This window comes from Algoriphagus sp. UBA3586 (assembly GCF_002376385.1).
GTDB classification, from domain to species: domain Bacteria; phylum Bacteroidota; class Bacteroidia; order Cytophagales; family Cyclobacteriaceae; genus Algoriphagus; species Algoriphagus ornithinivorans.
Genome location: NZ_DFMT01000006.1, coordinates 1 through 17408 on the forward strand (window position 1 = coordinate 1; position 17408 = coordinate 17408).

The window sequence follows — 17408 nt, forward strand, 5'->3', positions numbered from 1 at the left end:
GAAGGTATATCTGCCTAAGGCATGTCTTGATAATATCTTGAAAAATATCTTATCGATAACCTAAGGTTTAAGAATATTTCGCCGCAGGCGTATTTCAATGTATTTCATTCAAAATACCCTAGCCCCCTTTCCAAAAGCTCTGGTCCTAAATTGAATTTACATTTCCAAAGGGGGAATTGACCCGTATCTCACCGAAGGCGTATTTCTTTATATTTCTATCGTATTTCTACTTTCTTCCATACCTGCGGCATGGAGAGGAGTCCTTATATCCTTTTTTTACCAAGCTTAAATCCCTACGGGATAATTATTTCGCCGGAGGCGTATTTCAATTTATTTCCACCGTATTTCCAAATCTATCTTGCCAAAGTCGTATTTCTACCATTTTTCAATTATTCAATTCCCTTCTATCTGGGTCTTATAATCTCTGATAGACCTGAAAATAGCTGAAGCCATATATTCCTGACCTTCTTTACTCATTAAAAAAGCCTCTTCTGCAGAGTTGGACAAAAAACCTAATTCAACCAACACAGAAGGCATGGAGGGTGTCCAAAGCACATAGAATGGGCCTTGCTTTACTCCTCGGCTTTTTCTTCCTACACGGTCTTTAAATTGTGTCTCAATTTGATCTGCCAAAGACACAGAGTTTTCAAAAAATGCGCGAGACATCAGGTTAAACATAATGTATGATTCAGGAGAAGAAGGATCGAATCCCTCGTATCTTTCCTTATAATCTTCCTCCAATAACATCACAGAGTTTTCCCGCTTAACAATGTCAAAGTTATTATCAAAGTGCTTCATTCCCATTATCCATGTCTCTGTTCCAAATGCCGACTTATTTGCGGCGGAATTGGAATGGATGGAAACAAAAAGATCAGCCTTATTAATATTAGCGATTTGAGGACGCTTTTCTAAAGTTGGGAAACTATCATCATCCCGAGTGTAAATAACTTCTACATCAGGTAGGTTTTCCTTGATATATTTTCCAACTAATAAAGTAACTGCAAGATTAATATCCTTTTCTCTGGCTCTAGAACCTATATTTCCTGGATCTTTTCCGCCATGACCTGCATCTAATACGATTTTTTTCATCCTAAATGCCGGCATCATCGTTTCATTGGGAATAAACCCGCCAAACACAAAAGGAATCAATAAAATAAGACTTAGAATAATTTTTTTGTTTTTGGACCGTACCATGAGGGCAATAAAATTAACTTTACGCGAAATTTCACTTAAATTCATCAAAGCGCAAGCAGCAGTGCAGGGAAACAGACTCCTTTTTTTCAGTATTCTTCTTTTTATCCTTCTACCCCAACTGGCCGAAGCTCAGAGATCTGGCCGTGCCCAGGAGAGAAAGCTGACCGCACCTGATACTTTGCAGGTTCCTCCGGTCATCCAAAATGATACTCTCGCTATTCCCAGCGATACACTTGCACTTCAAGATTCGGCAAAAATTGTGCCTTCTAGCCCAATACTTTCAGAAATTACCTATTTCGCTGAAGACAGTATCGTTACTGACTTTGAAACAAACAAGGTATACCTCTATAATAAGGCCTGGTTTGAATATGGAAAGATGAGGTTGGATGCGGATCGCATCGTGATCGATTGGAAAAATTCAGAACTCTATGCCACTGGTGTTACAGACAGCACTGGAGCAATCTTAGGAAACCCTTTCTTTAAGGATGGAGATGCAGTCTATGAAATCCGGAAGGAAATGCGGTACAACTTCAAAACTCAAAAAGCCATCATCAAAGATGTGGTCACGGAGCAACAGGATGGGATTTTACGGGGAGAAACCATTAAAAAGACCGCAGACGGGAGTATTTATCTAGACCACGGGTATTATACCACCTGTAAATTAACAGAGCCGCATTGGCACATATCTTCCAATAAACTGAAGTCCATAGAAGGAAAGCAGGTTGTATCAGGACCTTTCAATTTATACTTCAATGGAATTCCAACTCCATTAGGCCTTCCTTTCGGACTTATCCCTAATACTCCAGAAGAAAAAGCTTCGGGTATCATCTTCCCTAGTTATGGACGCGAGCAGGTTCGAGGTCTTTTCTTAAGAGATTTTGGCTACTATTTCGCGATTAACGATTACATCCACGCACGCCTGACAGGAGACATCTATTCCAAGGGGGGCTGGGGAGCAAAAGCACAGTCTGTATATAAAAAGCGATATAGATATAGCGGGGGGTTCAATGTGGATTTTCAAAAATTCACATCACCTGAGACAGAATTGAATCCAGTTGACTATAATACCTTCCGGGTAACCTGGAACCACACCCCAGAATCAAGAGGAACGGGAAGATTTTCAGCATCTGTCAATGCAGGAAGTACCAGCTATTTTAATACAGTGGTCAACCCTAATAATTTCCAGAATAACATTACTTCTGACCTTCAATCCAGCGTCACTTATACTAAGCAATTTTCAGGAACGCCTTTTTCTATGTCGGCCTCAGCTCAGCATTCTCAGTCGGTTTCCACAGGAGAGGTGAGATTGAGGCTTCCGAATTTCAATGTGAGTATGAATAGACAAAGTCCGTTCAAAAACGTCAATTTTGAACCTCTCAAAACATTGAATATTGCCTGGAATTTTGATTTCCAAAATTCCATTACCAACAGAATTCAGTCCCCTACGCCTATTGATCCAGAATTAGGAGGAACTACTGCTCCATCCCTGATTAATTTTACTCCCGCTAATTTCGCCCTATTGCTAAAAAATGCCAATAATGGAGCTCAGCATAGAATTCCGATCAGTAGTAACTTTACACTTTTCAAGTATTTTACAGGAACCGGCTCAGTGAATATCAATGAAGTCTGGTACTTTCAAAAATTGAAATTTTTCTACAATCCTGTTTCAGAACGTGTAGATCAAGTGGTAGAAAATGGATTCAATCGAATCACCACGTATACCAGTTCATTTTCCATGACCACCAACGTATACGGATTTTTCAACTTTAAAAAGGGGAAAATTCAGACGATCCGTCAGCATATTCAGCCTTCTTTTGGCTTTAGCTACACTCCTGATTTCACCAATGAGTCTTTTGGTTATTTTCAGAATGTTCAAACCAATGCCGAAGGAGCCACAAGATTATATAACAGGCATCAGGGTTTTATTTATGGAGGAGCACCTCAAGGTGAATCAAGGTCCCTGACCATGAGTTTAAGGTCAGTGATCGAAGCAAAAATCAAAAACAATCAGGATAGCACCAGTGAAGAAAGTACCAAGAAGATACCGCTGATAGAGAATTTGGATTTGAACACCTCCTATAATTTTGCTGCGGACTCTTTTCAACTTCAACCCGTAAGGATCTCTGCTAGAACCAGCTTTTTTGACAGGAAACTCTCTGTCAATGTCAGCACTACTTTGGACCCTTATGCAACTACGACTATTACCAATAATAGTGGAGCTACCCTAGAAAGAAGAATAAATTCTTTTGCCTGGAATAATGGACAAGGGCTTGGAACACTCCGAAATGCCTCTTTAAACCTGAATGCATCAATTAATCCCAGCAATGCTCAAAACCCGGGAGAACTCAGAGATGAATTGACCAACCAGTTTATGCAGCAAGGAGGAGTAATGAATGAATTTGTAGAAAGCCAAATCAATCAAATTGTAACCGACCCGAGTCAATATATTGACTGGAATATTCCTTGGAATCTGACTTTTGGATACAATTTAAATTACAATAAACAGTCGACAGGGACGACTAATATTACTCAGGCATTACAGTTATCAGGGGATGTTTCTCTTTCTGAAAAGTGGAAAATCAACTTCAATACCGGTATTGACCTTCAGACTCAGGCAATCACCCAATCCATGATTGGAATAGCCCGTGATCTTCATTGCTGGCAGATGAATGTCAACTGGGTTCCATTTGGGAGATTTACCTCCTACAATATTGATATCCGCGTAAAATCAAGCATTCTGCAGGACTTAAAGGTTTCCCGAAGAAGATCCTTCTTTGATCGGTAATTCCTGGCCCATCATTCCCTTACTTTCTTTCAACAGCTAATAAAATGAACCGGGCATCATTGCCTTCACTTTAAAGGCAAAAGATGTACGAATAAAGAGTGCCCTGATTTGTACTTTTACAAATTTTTGTTAGATTGAACTAAATCAATCTTTTTATTACATGTTCAATTTCAAAAAGTCTTTACCCTTAATATCTATTTTTTCGATTTTAATGAGTGTGATCCCGTCGGTAGCCAAAGCTCAAAAATCACCCGGTATTCCCATGCCGAGTGGACCGGTCGATCTATCTGAAACCTCCAATGTGGTTATTTTCATCATCATTCCAGCCATCATTTTAATTACTTTTTTGATCTTTAGAAAAAGGATCAAGAAAATAAAAGAAGAAAAGAGAGAGAAATTAAAGGATGAAAATGAGAAGAATAATAGTTCTAAAAAGGAATGAATTAAGGCCCTTCAAAGAAGCTCAACCATTTATTGCTTTACCAATTTAATTACTTGTGTTTGGTTTCCTTTTGTCAATTTCAGAAAATATGCGCCATCCTTTAAATTTGAGGAAAAGGCCTCCAATCGCTTATTCAATTCAGAAAGATTGGAAGACTCCCAATTTCCTAAAAGATCAGATCCATTGTAAAGGCTAATTTGAGTTTTTTCATAATCCATTGGTTTCAAATTTTTATTCCCAAGCCGAAATGTTTTTGAAAACGGATTAGGGTATGCCAGCCAGACTTCTCCTATTTCCAGATCAGCTGGTTTTAAAACAGAAATTACCTTACTGCTTTCAGATTCTTCAGCCTTTCTGTGAATTCTATAATAAATCAATGGGGACAGCATGGTGGCGCCTAAATCCTCATAAGAGTACCATTTAGAAATTTGAGATGGACCTTTGGAGGGAATAGTTGCAATTACCTCCCATTCCAAATTACTATTTAATGAACGTTCCAATTCATATTGTTCCTCTCCTGTTTCTGATAAGGTTTCCCATTTCACCTCAACGGATTCCTTTTTAGCAGTTGCGGTAATCTCGCCAATATAAATCGGAAGAAGTCTGAAGCAAAAATCACCTGTCAAACTTTCCCAATGTGCAGGATCTGTATTCCTACTCATCGTAGCAGTACAAGATCCCACGGGAGTAGTTATGGATGCGACAGTTGTACCACATTTACTAAGGACCGTACTTCCTGACTTTGTGAAATTATTATACTCAAAATTAGACCCGGGGAAAAACCTAAATAGACTTGAACCGCTGAAGTTCACGTTCTCAATAGATGTATTCCCGTAATTATCAAACAATCCGGTGCCTGCCAGATTTAGTTCTGGCAGATTGAGGGTGGCTCCGGCCTCCACTATAACATAGGCATCACCTTCAACGGTGATCCCAGTACAAATATTAGCTGTAGCAGCAGAACTCCCCTTTACAATCAATTGATTTTTGGCTGGCAATCTATTATCCTGAAAACCCGGGTTACCCGCAGACAAATAGATTTGATTGGCCTCAAATAAACCTTCAATCAGAAAGTAATTTGTATTTGAGTTTGGAAAGGCAGCGTAACCACTAACTCTTAAACTTGCATTGGGATGTACATGAAATAAAACACCGTCATAAGTATTGGTAGCAGGATTGATAATACTTGCCGTTTCTGATGATACATATGGAGTCAAAATGAAGGAAGATTGCTTTCGATAATAAATAGCCCCTGAGACTGTAAAAAGAGCATCGCCCGTACCATTGCTGTTATTGATTGTGACACTACTTTGTTCCATCAAGTGAAGATCCCTATCTATGGTCAAAAAAGCGCCATTAGAAATATTGAATTCATAGACAGGAGAATAAAATCCAAAATCAAACCCTGGGTTTAATACCAAAGATTGAGAAATATTGACTGTTACTTTACAGTTATTTCTATAAGAATTAAAGTTTGGAAAAGAAGCTGAAGGCATCAAAGGAGGATACAAGCTTGGGGAGTTCAGACTACATCCAGCTACATTGACCTTATCCCAGCAAAGGCCATTAGTCCAGGTACCATCACAACCCGGTTTACTTGGGTTATAGGTATAAGTTTGTCCACTCCCCTCTATCCCAAGAAGCATAAATATGATAAAAATACTAAAGCATAAGTACCGCATTTTATCAATAGTTTATAAAAAACATACAACTAAAAAACAGGCTTCAAAGGCAAATTCCTGTATATCAAAATTACACTTAACCTTCTGTTTTTCAGTTATTTATGATTCAATTTAAAAATATATTTTTTAAAACAAGAGTTATAGGAAAAATTATATTAAACAGCTTATAATTCAATTTATGATGCGAAAAATTGTATTTGAATCACTGTATAAAATTCTACTTGCTATGTATTTTAAAATTTACGTAGAAAAATGAGTGTTGAGAGACATCAATTTTGAGAAATACAGTAGAAATAAATGGATATATGCCTGTGGTGAAATATTTATTCATAGAAATACAGTTAAAAAAAATAGAAATACGCCTGTGGCGAAATATTTATCCCGTAGGGATTTAAGCTTGGTAGAAAAAGGATATAAGGACTCCTATCCATGCTGTAGGTATGGAAGATAGTAGAAATACGATAGAAATATATTGAAATACGCCTTCGGCGAAATATTTATCCTGTAGGGATTTAAGCTCGGTAGAAAAAGGTTTTAAGGTATCCTCTCCATGCCGGAGGTATGGAAGAAAGTAGAAATACGATAGAAATATTGAAATACGCCTTCGGCGAAATAATTGGAAGGCGCCGAATAGATCTAAAGATATTTCAAAGATAATGGAAGATATGCCTTCGGCAATATAGGCCTCTGATCGTATTCGTATCAAAAGCTCCAAAGGAGCGTAATTTATTAGCCACGCCAGAGGCGCGCAGGCCCGAGTGCAACTCGGGGTATAAATAGGAACGGTAACCAACCCAGCGCTGGCCCAAGATCTCCATTTGGAAACGATAACTCAATGCCAGCAAGACGATACGGAAACCATATAATAACCCTCCAAGGGTTTTCTTAATTTAATGAATCAATCAAAAAAAATCTTAACCATTCTTTGTACTAACCCTTGGAGGGTTTCAACCTCTTAATTTTGGATTGAAAATCCTACGATATGGTCAAAGCAGAGAAATCCCCCTTGCCCCCTTTACCAAAAGAAATTATACTAAACTGAATTTACACTTCCAAAGGGGGAATTGATCCTTCTCAGATTTAAGGCATCAAGATCAAAAATTTAATCTCTTCAAAGCCTGAAAGGGCTGAACCCTTTAAAAGCCACGCCAGAGGCGCGCAGGCTCGGGTGCAACCCGAGGTAAGGAAGATAAATTTCCCCAAAGCTGGCGCAATCGCTTCGTTTAGAAAAGATAACTCAATGCCAGCAAGACGATACGGAAACCATATAATAACCCTCCAAGGATTTTATTGATTTAAAACTTCCAACTTCAATCCTTCCCTAACCTTTTTTGAAACTCCCTGGCTTTTTCCAGGTCTTCGGCTGTGTCAATCGCTATAGCCTGATGGTTAGTTTCAACCATTCGAATCTTGATTCCTCTTTCCAACAACCGCAATTGCTCCAGCATCTCCAACTCCTCCAACTTCCCTTTGTCCCAAGTAGGAAAACTCTCCAAAACCTCTCTTCTGTACCCATAAATTCCAACATGCTTTAAATAGGAAATACCTTGTTTTTTATCCCTATTATAAGGAATTGGGGATCTGGAAAAATATAAAGCATCCGACTGCCCATTCAGAACTACCTTAACAAAATTGGGATTGACTGCATCTTCCTCGGAAATTTTAAAATATAATGAGGCAACCTTTACCGAGGAATCCTCAAAGGCTTTTTTAAGCTCCTCTAGGGACTCTTTGTCTTGAAAGGGCTCATCTCCCTGAACATTGATAATAATCTCGGCATCTACTTGGGATAGGGCCTCAGCTATTCTATCCGAACCGCTTTCATGGACTTTTCGACTGAAAAACACATTTCCACCCAATTCCTCAATCTGTTTTTGGATCAACTCATGGTCTGTCACTACCCAAACTTCATCAAAAACACCTGTTTCCAAGGTAGAAAGGTAAGTTCTCTGAATCACCGTTTTACCTCCCAAATCCTGGATCAACTTTTCAGGCAAACGGGTTGAAGCAAAACGGGCAGGGATAAGGGCTGCTGTTTTCAAGGAATTAATCTACTTATCGGGTTTTAAAAAGCTTTTTAACCTTATTAAACCAAGGTTTTTTACTCAGTTTAATCTTCTTTTTCTTAGCCTCTAGATCGTCCCCGTAGTAATTGTACATGTACTTATTGTTTTGGGAATAAAGATAGGTGTTACCATACCCATAATTGTATCCCTCATAATGGTATCCTGAATTAATAATTCCATTAAATACCCCATATACATTTTTCACCTGCTTGTTATTAAAGAGGTCATTGATCATTACCAAGTGATCCTTATTGGTATAATTCTGCCTAACTACGTACAAGTTGATATCAAATAATCGCATCAGATCTATGGTCTCTGATACCAAACCCATTGGCGGTGTATCAAAGATGATCACATCAAAGTTTTGATCTAGATAATCCAAAAAGTCTTTCAATCTCTGAGTTTGAAGCAATTCTGCCGGGTTGGGAGGAATCACACCTGATGGTACGAAATACAGGTTTTCATTGTCTGATTTCATCACAATTTCAGGAGCCTCCACCTTGCCGATTAGATAGGTAGAAAGTCCAACTTTGTCCGACTGATTAAAGTATTGCGCAAGTTTAGGTCTTCTCAAGTCACCTCCTACAACCACGGTTCTTTTGGAACCCAAAGCCATGGCTGAAGCTAAATTGAGAGAAGTAAATGTTTTTCCTTCACCCGATACAGAAGATGTCACCAATATCCGCTTTGTATTTTTTCCACTTGCCAAATAAGTGATCGCAGACCTCAAGGACCTGAATGACTCTGCCACTGCTGATTTTGGATGCTCCAAAACGACCTTGTTGGTCTCTTTTTGTGAATAACCAATGACACCCAATTGAGGAATCATAAAGTGCTTTTTCAAGTCTCTTTGATCCTTGATCGTATCATCAAACATATCTCTGACTACGATAAACCCAAATGGAAGCAAGAGCCCCAGTGCTATAGCAAGGGCATAGTTTTGTTGCTTTTTTGGGAATACCAATGTACCCCTTTTCGCAGCATCCAAAATTGCATTATCGGATACGTTGGATGCACGGGCAATCCCAGCCTCAGCTCTTTTCTCTAGAAGGTATGTGTAGAGAGACTCTCTTAATTTAAATTCCCGGAAAATACCCGTGTATTTCGATTCAGATTCAGGAAGGGTAGCAAATTGAGCATCATAGCTTCGGATCTCACGGGTAATACTTTGTTTTTGCTTTTGGGTGTTTTCAATCAGGTTTACTACATTTTCAAACAATGCATCCTGAACTTTCTCCATCTGCACATCTATCTTAACTACTTCCGGGTGATTCTCATTCACTGTAGCCAGGAGTTTTCTTCTGTCTTGAGAAAGGGTTACCAAAGTTTGAATCAAACCATTAAGAAGAGGATCCGGAACTCCAATTACAGAAGGGGCAATGACATCTGAAAAGTCTTTGCTTTTCATCTCCATGTAGCGCCGTATCTGTTCAAAATAATTAAGCTGATAATCCAACTCTGCACTCTTTTCATCCAGAGTATTCATTTTGGTCAGGATGTTCGAAAATTCAGCTGATACGTCCAATAACTTATTCTCAACTTTAAACTCCTGCAGTTCCCGCTCTTTTTGCTTCAGTGAATCCTCCAAGAAACCTAATTGCTCCTCGATAAAGGCAATGGTGTTTTCCTGAATTTTATTTTTCTCATTTAAGTCATAATTAATATATGACTCCATTAAAGAATTGATGTAATCTCTTCCTTTTTCAACCACCTTGGTAGTCGTAGTAATTCTAAGCACGGAGCTGAAGTCATTTTCCAGATTCACCCGAATAGCCCTCGCCCAATATTCTTCTAGATAAGATGGATTCTTTAATTGGAAAATAACGATATCCCCCACTCTTCCCGGATTGACCAAGTGCACTGTGAACTTGGAGCGACCGGTTTCTACTTCCTGACCAAAGGTGTAAGTCTTGTTGTAAATGGATTCATCACCGGAAGCCTGAGCTGAGTTGATATCCAATATACTTTCTGTGTAAGGAAGTAATTTAAAATTTTCATCAGACAGAATTTGAAGTTCCACCTGTGTATCAGTAACCTGCAGATGCCCCCAATCCACATCCACCCGAATTGGAGATCTGTCGTAGAGCTCAATGTCCTTGATGTTTGTTTTGGCAAAATACTCTACATCGAAGTGCAATTTCTTCAAAGCTTCCCGGGCTAGGTTCTTGGATCTTAGCCTCAAGATGTCATTTTCCAAGTTTACTCCAGAATTAAAAATATTGGATCTATCCATGATCCTAGCCTCAGGAGAGGTATTGGTTTTGATCACCATGGAACCCGTTACTTCATATTCATCCACGGTATAGCGGTGAAACAAAAAAGTAGCGATCAAGAAGATCATGGTAAATAACACATACCATGGCCAGTAGCGAATATACTTGGCTACTACGTAGCGTATCTCTAATGCTTTCTCCTCATTATCTAACTGACTGAGATCTAACTTCTCCATAAAAATTAATTCCCTCCTATAAACAAGTTAAGCAATAACAAAGTAGATGCCAATAAGCCACCGAACAATGCCAAACCGCTAGCAAGGTTATCTGCCGAACCAATTTGCCTGATCTTCATCGGTTCCATGTACAAGATATCATTTGGCTGAATGAAATAAAAGGGGCTGGCCAGTAATGCCCTGTCATTCAGGTTAATTTGATGGATTTTCGAGCCCCCATCATACTGACGGATTATAAAAAGTTTATTCTTTTTCCCCAACAAGGTAGTTTCCCCAGAATTGGCCAAAGCATCAAAAATAGTAGCTCTATTCTTATAAATAATCTTAACCCCCACGCTATTAAATTCTCCCAAGGTAGTATATCTGATGCCAGCAATTCTCAATCTTACAAACACTTCCTCTTTGAAAAATTCATTAATACCAGACTGTATTTTTTCTTTGGCTTCCTCTTCCGTCAATCCGGCTATTTTAATTTTCCCCAATTTGGGCACCTCTACATAGCCCGCCTGATCTATGGAAAATCCTCTGAAATACAGCGGATCCGAACCCTGGCCTCCTCCGCCTCCCATCATTCCTAATCCGCCTCCTCTAGAATTTTGAAAGGTAAAGGCAGTGGTCAACTCTTCATCCGAACTTGCAAAATCGATTTCAACTATATCAAATGGCTGAAGTACATATTTATAATCTACCTCTGCAAAAGGAATAAACTCATCTAGAGCATAGGAGGTACTGTCAGAAAGATTTTGAAGGTAGGTGATACGTTTATTACTGATACAGCCAGTGGCCATCAAAAGCATTAAAAAGAAGATAGAGAGTAATCTCATTTTTGGAATGGAATTAAATCAAGTCAAATATATAGAAAATGTTGTGTTGACCGAATGGCTAGAAATGACTCGACGGAATTTACGTGAATATTGATAAAGATAGATTGAGCTATTTTTTATGAAAATCCGGAATCTTAGCAGGAATCCAATTTTATTTCCAGACAAAGAAAGAAAGCTAATGCTACATAAAGAAGGACGACCTGATTTAAGGTGAATATTAATAAAGGAAGGATGGCAATTAAGAATCCCGCTCCTTTGGAGCTGGAGAAGATTTAAGCCTTACCATAGTTTTTTCTAAAAAATTACGCTCCTTCGGAGCTGATGTTGACAGAGTGCAAAAGGTCTTTAAATTATCTGTTATTTACTACATAGCCACGCGACTTACTATTTTGGATCGAGTATTTCGGCTTTCTGCATTTCTGTCCGGACAGGTTATCGGCAATGATATCTCAAAGCAAGCATATACAGAGATAACTTAGTTACTTTTATTGAAAATGGCCCTTCTTCTTAGGTCAAGTTTCATGTTTACAGGATTCGATACGGTATCAAAAAGTATAGATTGGGCAAATTTGAAACAGGCCTGAAAGACTAAAATTAGAAAGAGATTTAAGCCTTTTACTAAAATCTCAATTTGCACAAAATGAGCACGATTAAGAGTAGTTCACAAAGATAAACTCGGCTAAAGCAAAATCTTAAAAATCTGCTCCTTTAGAGTTAATAATGACTAAATCTTTATCATAAATTTTTTCTAAAAAAATACAATATTTCGTAGCTAGTACTGAATTAATCTAAAAGCAATATGGATATCTGCTTTATTACCAGTACTGACAAAAATAGGGCTTATTGTCTGCTAAAAGGATCAAAATCTGGAAGCTTCGGTCTTCGGTCATCGGTCGCCTGTGCTGAGCGAAGTCGAAGCATCCAACCAGCCAAGTAAAGAAATAAGGAAACTGGAATAATTGCGGATAATCAGAAAAATATTAATTTGATTTTTTTAAGTGTAATTCAGGTTTTTATACTAAAATTAAATTTTTCACGTATTGAGCGACAGGAAACCAGTTCAATATCAACAGCTTGACTTTAACTTATTTCCAAAAAGCCCAAGAATTACCATTGAAATTTGTGTTTGATTATCGTAAGTCACATAAAAAAGAGTAGTCGGAATCAAGGAATTCTAAAATCTAGTATTTACTTTGAGTGAAAGTAAGAATATGATTATCCGGAAGGCGGAAGAAAAAGACGTTGGCTCAATTATTCAGCTACTCAGATCATCACTGGGTGAAAGCTTACTTCCGAAATCCATTGAATTTTGGCGATGGAAACACTTAGATAATCCTTTCGGACCCTCCCCAGTCTTGCTGGCAGAGGAAAATGGAGAGCTAGCAGGTGTCCGCGCTTTTTTGAAATGGGAGTTTTCTCAAGGTTCTGAAATTTATAAATGTGGACGTGCCGTAGACACTGCAGTACATCCCAATCATCAGAAAAAAGGAATTTTCACCCAATTAACTCAATCTTTGTTAGATCAGGTTAAGCAGGAGAATTACGATCTCATTTTTAACACACCAAATACCAAAAGTCTTCCCGGTTACTTAAAAATGGGCTGGAAAAAATGGGGACGTCTTCCCCTCAAAATCCAGTTCTATATAAGTTTCCGCCCCAGTGACATTCCAAGAAACAATTTTGAATGGGATGCTGCAGCACCACTAATTCAAGAATTTGAAGCAATACCAAATCCTAAAATAGATCTGATTCAATCAAGACTAAAGCCAGGCTATATACAATGGAGGTATCAAAATTGCCCTGTAGCGGATTATTCCTATATCAGTGATTTCAAAAGTTATCTTTTGGTTTATAGAATCAAAGAAGTAAAATGGGGCAAGGAACTGAGGGTTTGTGACTTGTTTTGCGGAGAAAATTTCGAAGAAATTGAAAAAAAGGAATTGAACGAGCAGTTTAGGAACCTAATTAAACAGGAGGAAATCCGGTTTAGTACCTTCTCAGGCCTAAGTTACAATGCAGATAAATTGGACTTGGGGATATCTCCGGTTCTACAACGAGGCCCCCTGGTTACCATCAAACCTCTGAAAGAAATTCTTCATGATCAACAGTTGATGTGGAATTGGAGCTTGGGAGATCTGGAATTATTTTAGGCCTAAATACCCTGATTAATAAGTTTTTTAAAATTCCCTATCCATAATTAATTTTGATCATAATTTTTAGATCCACTAATCACATCAATTATCTATCAATTTCTTTCTCAATACTTATAGAAAAGTAGAATCTTACTTAAATTGAATTTGAAAGTTTCGTTGAAGCTCTTCGATTTTCAAACGGAGTTAAGTATTCATTTTCAATTAGCTGTTTAGTATGCCTGGAACTCTTATTATTTCACTTGATTTTGAGCTTCTTTGGGGGATTTTTGACAAAGTAGGGAATAAATACAAACCCGAATATTTTGAAAATACCCGAAGAATCATTCCCCAAATGCTGGATCTCTTTGCCAAAAATCAAATTGGAGTGACTTGGGCTACCGTGGGAATGCTTTTCGCAGAAAATGAAGAGGAATGGAAGAAATATTCTCCTGAGTTTCTTCCCTCTTATAGAGAAAAAAAATACTCCGCTTATGATTGGAGTAAGGTACACGGAATTAAACCCGAGGTTCATTTTGCTCCTGATTTGATTCATCTGATTTTAGACACTCCCTTGCAGGATTTAGGCTCTCATACCTACGCGCATTATTATACGTTGATGAGAGGTCAAAGCCCGGATCAATTCAGGCAAGACTTGCAGGCAAGTCAGAAGATAGCCAAGGACAAATTTGGCATCAAATTAAAATCATTGGTTTTTCCAAGAAACCACATCAATGAACTCTACTTGGGGATTTGTCTGGAAGAAGGATTTGAATGCGTGAGAGGGAATCCAAAAAATTGGTTTTGGCAAGAAACTCAGCATGAGGATTTGAGCAAAAAAATATTCAGATCCGCAGATTGCTTTTTTCCATTAGGAAGTAGTACTTCGTTTTCATCTGAGAGTATCTCTAATTTCCCAAACGAACCATTGATCATTCCGGCTTCCAGAATTTTAAGGCCTTATAGTCCTGACAATGCTATTTTTAACAAAGTTCGTCTTAATCGGATCAAACAGGAAATGTCAGAGGCCGCAAAAAAAGGAGAGCATTATCATCTTTGGTGGCATCCCCATAATTTTGGAAATAATCCAAAAGAAAGTATGGAAGAGCTTGAATCCTTGATCCTTCATTTCGATCAATTACGAAGCCAATATGGGATGGATTCTCATTCTATGGAATCACTAAGTCAAAAAATAAAAGGTATTCATGCATTTGCCGATAAAGCTTAGACTGGCACTGTTTGAAAACTAGCTCAATACCTCTTCATATATTTTTTCTAATTGCTCTACCATACTTTGCATGCTGAATTTTTCCTCTACCTGCTTTCTTGCCTCAATTCCCATTTTTGCTAGTAATTCTTCATCTTCCAGGAGTTGTATGGAGTAATCCTCCAAATGTTCCCATTCATCCACATGACATAAAAATCCTTGTTTCCCATGCTGAATGACTTCTCCAATTCCTCCCGCCCGGGTAGAGACAACTGGAATCTCACAAGCCATGGCTTCCAGCATTGCTATTGGCAGACCTTCAAATTCAGATGAACTGAGATAAATATCCATGAGATTCAAGTATGGGATTACCTCCTTTTGCACCCCCACCAAGTGAAAGTTCTTTTCAAAACCTGAATCCTTGATTTGTTTTTCTATTCGTTCTCTCCAGTCTCCATCGCCTACCAAAAGAAAATGAGTTGTTGGATGTTTTTTTAAAATCCGGATGGCTACTTCTACCCAAAGCCAAAGTCTCTTTTGAGATCTAAAAACTGCCACCTTTCCGATTATTTTGGAAGAAGAAGGAATTCCCATTCGTTCTTTAATTAACAAAGAGTCTACCTCAACTACCTTCTCTCGTTTCTCCTCTCTAGAATCTCGTATCTCAACTCTCGATTCACTTCTCACATCTTCATTCTCGCTTCTCGCTTCTCGCCTCTCACTTCTAATCTCTCCCTTCTCGCTTCTCGCTTCTAGCCTCTCGCTTCTCGTCTCTCGCTTCTTAAAAACCTCCGTATTAACTCCATTCTGAACGACTCTGATTTTCAGTCTTCCGCCACGCTTATAAGGATCCCAAATGGAGTTGAGTTGCATAGATAGCGCCACTTCATTGGAAACAGCAATTGCCAAGTCCTGTTTCTTAAAAGTCAGTCTATTTCCCCAATATGACACTTTATTATATCTATCCCAAGTATTGTGTTCTGTATATACAATAGGGATAGGAAGGTTCAGCCCCACGAATCGAGCGAGAATTCCAGCCCAAGGCAAATGCGCATGGATCAGGTCAAAGTTATTTTCCTTTATAAAAGAGCTAACTTTTTTAACCTGAAAAAAAAGCCCCAAGTTTCCAGAAGGAATTAAGTGTACTTGAATTCCCGCTCTTTCTAATTCATCGACGATATTTTCTTGCTGATGATAAAAATACAGACAGTGGAATTCAAATCTGTTCTGATCATGCACAGAAGCTGTTTCGGGAATCAATTTTTCGGCCCCTCCCCTTCCCAGGGATTTGATCAGGTGGAGTACTTTAATTTTTTTGGACACGGGGTAATAATCAGGCTAGAATACAAACCTAATTAAAGATATTTAAAGAAATACTTTAGATATAATTGGAAATACAGTAGAAATAAAAGAAATACGCCTTCGACGAAATATTCCTTAATCCGAAGTTATCGATAAGGTATTTTTTAAGATAAGAGAAGATATGCCTGCGGCAAGATATTTATCCCGTAGGGATTTCAGCTTGGTAGATAAATGGCTCTGAGCCTACTTTCCATGCCGTAGGTATGGAACTATTGAGAAATACTGTGGAAATAAATAGAAATACGCCTTCGGCGAAATATTCCTTAACCCGAAGTTATCGATAAGATATTTTTTAAGATAAGAGAAGATATGCCTTCGGCAAGATACGGGTCAATTCCCCCTTTGGAAGTGTAAATTCAATTTAGGATGATTTCTTTTGGTAAAGGGGGCAAGGGGGATTTTTGAGAAATACTATAGAAAAAAAAGAAATACGCCTTCGGCGAAATAACCTTTCAAGCTAAACTCCATAGGAGCGATGGATATTTTAGCCCCGCCACGGCGGACAGGCAGGGGTTTTAACCCCTGGATCCAAAATGAACCGCTGTCCCCCAGCGCTGGCACAATCGCTACATTTGAAAAAGATGAGTCAATGCCAGCAAGACGGAGAGGGAAATACATTAGAAATAAAAGAAATACGCCTGCGGCGAAATAATTAAAAGATACCTAAAAGATAATTTTTAAGATATGCCTTCGGCGAGATATTTATCCCGTAGGGATTTAAGCTTGGTAGAAAAAGGATTTAAAATATCCTCTCCATGCCGTAGGTATGGAAGAAGATAGAAATACGTCTTCGGCGAAATAAACCTTGAAGACAGCTTTGATCAAAAGCTCTGAAAGAGCGTAATTTATTAGCCACGCCTGAGGCGCGCAGGCCCGAGTGCAACTCGGGGTAAAAGATTCACCACCACCCTCCCCCAGCGCTGGCCCTTTTACCTTATTTGGAAGCGAAATCACCGTGCCAGCAAGATGAAATCAAAACCTTATATCAACCATCCAGAGGATTTATTGAATTGGCGGGTCAGTATAAATTACGTTCATACCCCAAATTATGGCAAACTCCTAAAGATTTCTTCGGATTACAAATCCTACAATAAGACCTCGGAATTGCTCCCGACTCCTGTCGTGGAGCCGAGGAGCTTAGAAATACGCCTGCGGTGAAATAGATAAAAAAATATCATCAACATATGCCTTCGGCAGATTTACCTTCATTCGGAATCGCGGTAAAACCTCCAAAGGAGCGGACGATTAAATAGCCGTGGGTTTTAACC

Annotated in this window: 10 protein-coding genes; 4 read left to right on the top strand and 6 right to left on the bottom strand. The window is 38.6% G+C overall.

Annotated elements, in window-relative coordinates:
• Nucleotides 1-393 precede the first annotated feature (393 nt).
• Nucleotides 394-1194: an N-acetylmuramoyl-L-alanine amidase family protein gene (locus B2906_RS00950; RefSeq protein ID WP_219958438.1), complete on the bottom strand. Its 801-nt coding sequence runs from the start codon at nucleotides 1192-1194 to the stop codon at nucleotides 394-396.
• On the opposite strand from B2906_RS00950, the gene B2906_RS00955 reads away from it, so the two are divergent.
• Both B2906_RS00955 and B2906_RS00960 read left to right on the top strand, forming a co-directional pair.
• Nucleotides 1193-3979, top strand: coding sequence for a putative LPS assembly protein LptD (locus tag B2906_RS00955; protein ID WP_219958437.1), 2787 nt, complete (start codon nucleotides 1193-1195; stop codon nucleotides 3977-3979). The genes B2906_RS00950 and B2906_RS00955 overlap by 2 nt on opposite strands.
• Before the next feature lie 160 nt (nucleotides 3980-4139).
• A complete protein-coding gene (locus B2906_RS00960) occupies nucleotides 4140-4421 on the top strand; it encodes a hypothetical protein (protein WP_219958436.1) in 282 nt (93 codons plus the stop codon).
• Between the two features lie 29 nt (nucleotides 4422-4450).
• On the opposite strand, the gene B2906_RS00965 is transcribed toward B2906_RS00960, so the two are convergent.
• The 4 genes from B2906_RS00965 to B2906_RS00980 form a co-directional block, all read right to left on the bottom strand.
• A complete protein-coding gene (locus B2906_RS00965) occupies nucleotides 4451-6103 on the bottom strand; it encodes a T9SS type A sorting domain-containing protein (RefSeq protein ID WP_219958435.1) in 1653 nt (550 codons plus the stop codon).
• Nucleotides 6104-7413: 1310 nt separating this feature from the next.
• A complete protein-coding gene (gene kdsB / locus B2906_RS00970) occupies nucleotides 7414-8145 on the bottom strand; it encodes a 3-deoxy-manno-octulosonate cytidylyltransferase (RefSeq protein WP_286935294.1) in 732 nt (243 codons plus the stop codon).
• Nucleotides 8146-8158: 13 nt separating this feature from the next.
• Nucleotides 8159-10618 carry a GumC family protein gene (locus B2906_RS00975; RefSeq protein WP_286935296.1) on the bottom strand — a complete coding sequence of 820 codons (2460 nt, stop codon included), beginning with the start codon at nucleotides 10616-10618 and terminating at the stop codon, nucleotides 8159-8161.
• Between the two features lie 5 nt (nucleotides 10619-10623).
• Nucleotides 10624-11442: a polysaccharide biosynthesis/export family protein gene (locus B2906_RS00980; protein WP_286935298.1), complete on the bottom strand. Its 819-nt coding sequence runs from the start codon at nucleotides 11440-11442 to the stop codon at nucleotides 10624-10626.
• A 1193-nt stretch (nucleotides 11443-12635) separates the two neighbouring features.
• Between B2906_RS00980 and B2906_RS00985 the strand changes: the two genes are divergently transcribed.
• Both B2906_RS00985 and B2906_RS00990 read left to right on the top strand, forming a co-directional pair.
• Nucleotides 12636-13592, top strand: a complete 957-nt coding sequence (locus B2906_RS00985; RefSeq protein WP_219958431.1) for a GNAT family N-acetyltransferase — start codon at nucleotides 12636-12638, stop codon at nucleotides 13590-13592.
• 217 nt (nucleotides 13593-13809) lie between these two features.
• Nucleotides 13810-14799 carry a polysaccharide deacetylase family protein gene (locus tag B2906_RS00990; RefSeq protein ID WP_219958430.1) on the top strand — a complete coding sequence of 330 codons (990 nt, stop codon included), beginning with the start codon at nucleotides 13810-13812 and terminating at the stop codon, nucleotides 14797-14799.
• An 18-nt stretch (nucleotides 14800-14817) separates the two neighbouring features.
• Here the strand turns inward: B2906_RS00990 and B2906_RS00995 are convergent, their stop codons facing one another.
• On the bottom strand, nucleotides 14818-16101 hold the full coding sequence (locus B2906_RS00995; protein ID WP_255590545.1) for a glycosyltransferase: 1284 nt from the start codon (nucleotides 16099-16101) through the stop codon (nucleotides 14818-14820).
• Nucleotides 16102-17408: the final 1307 nt, after the last annotated feature.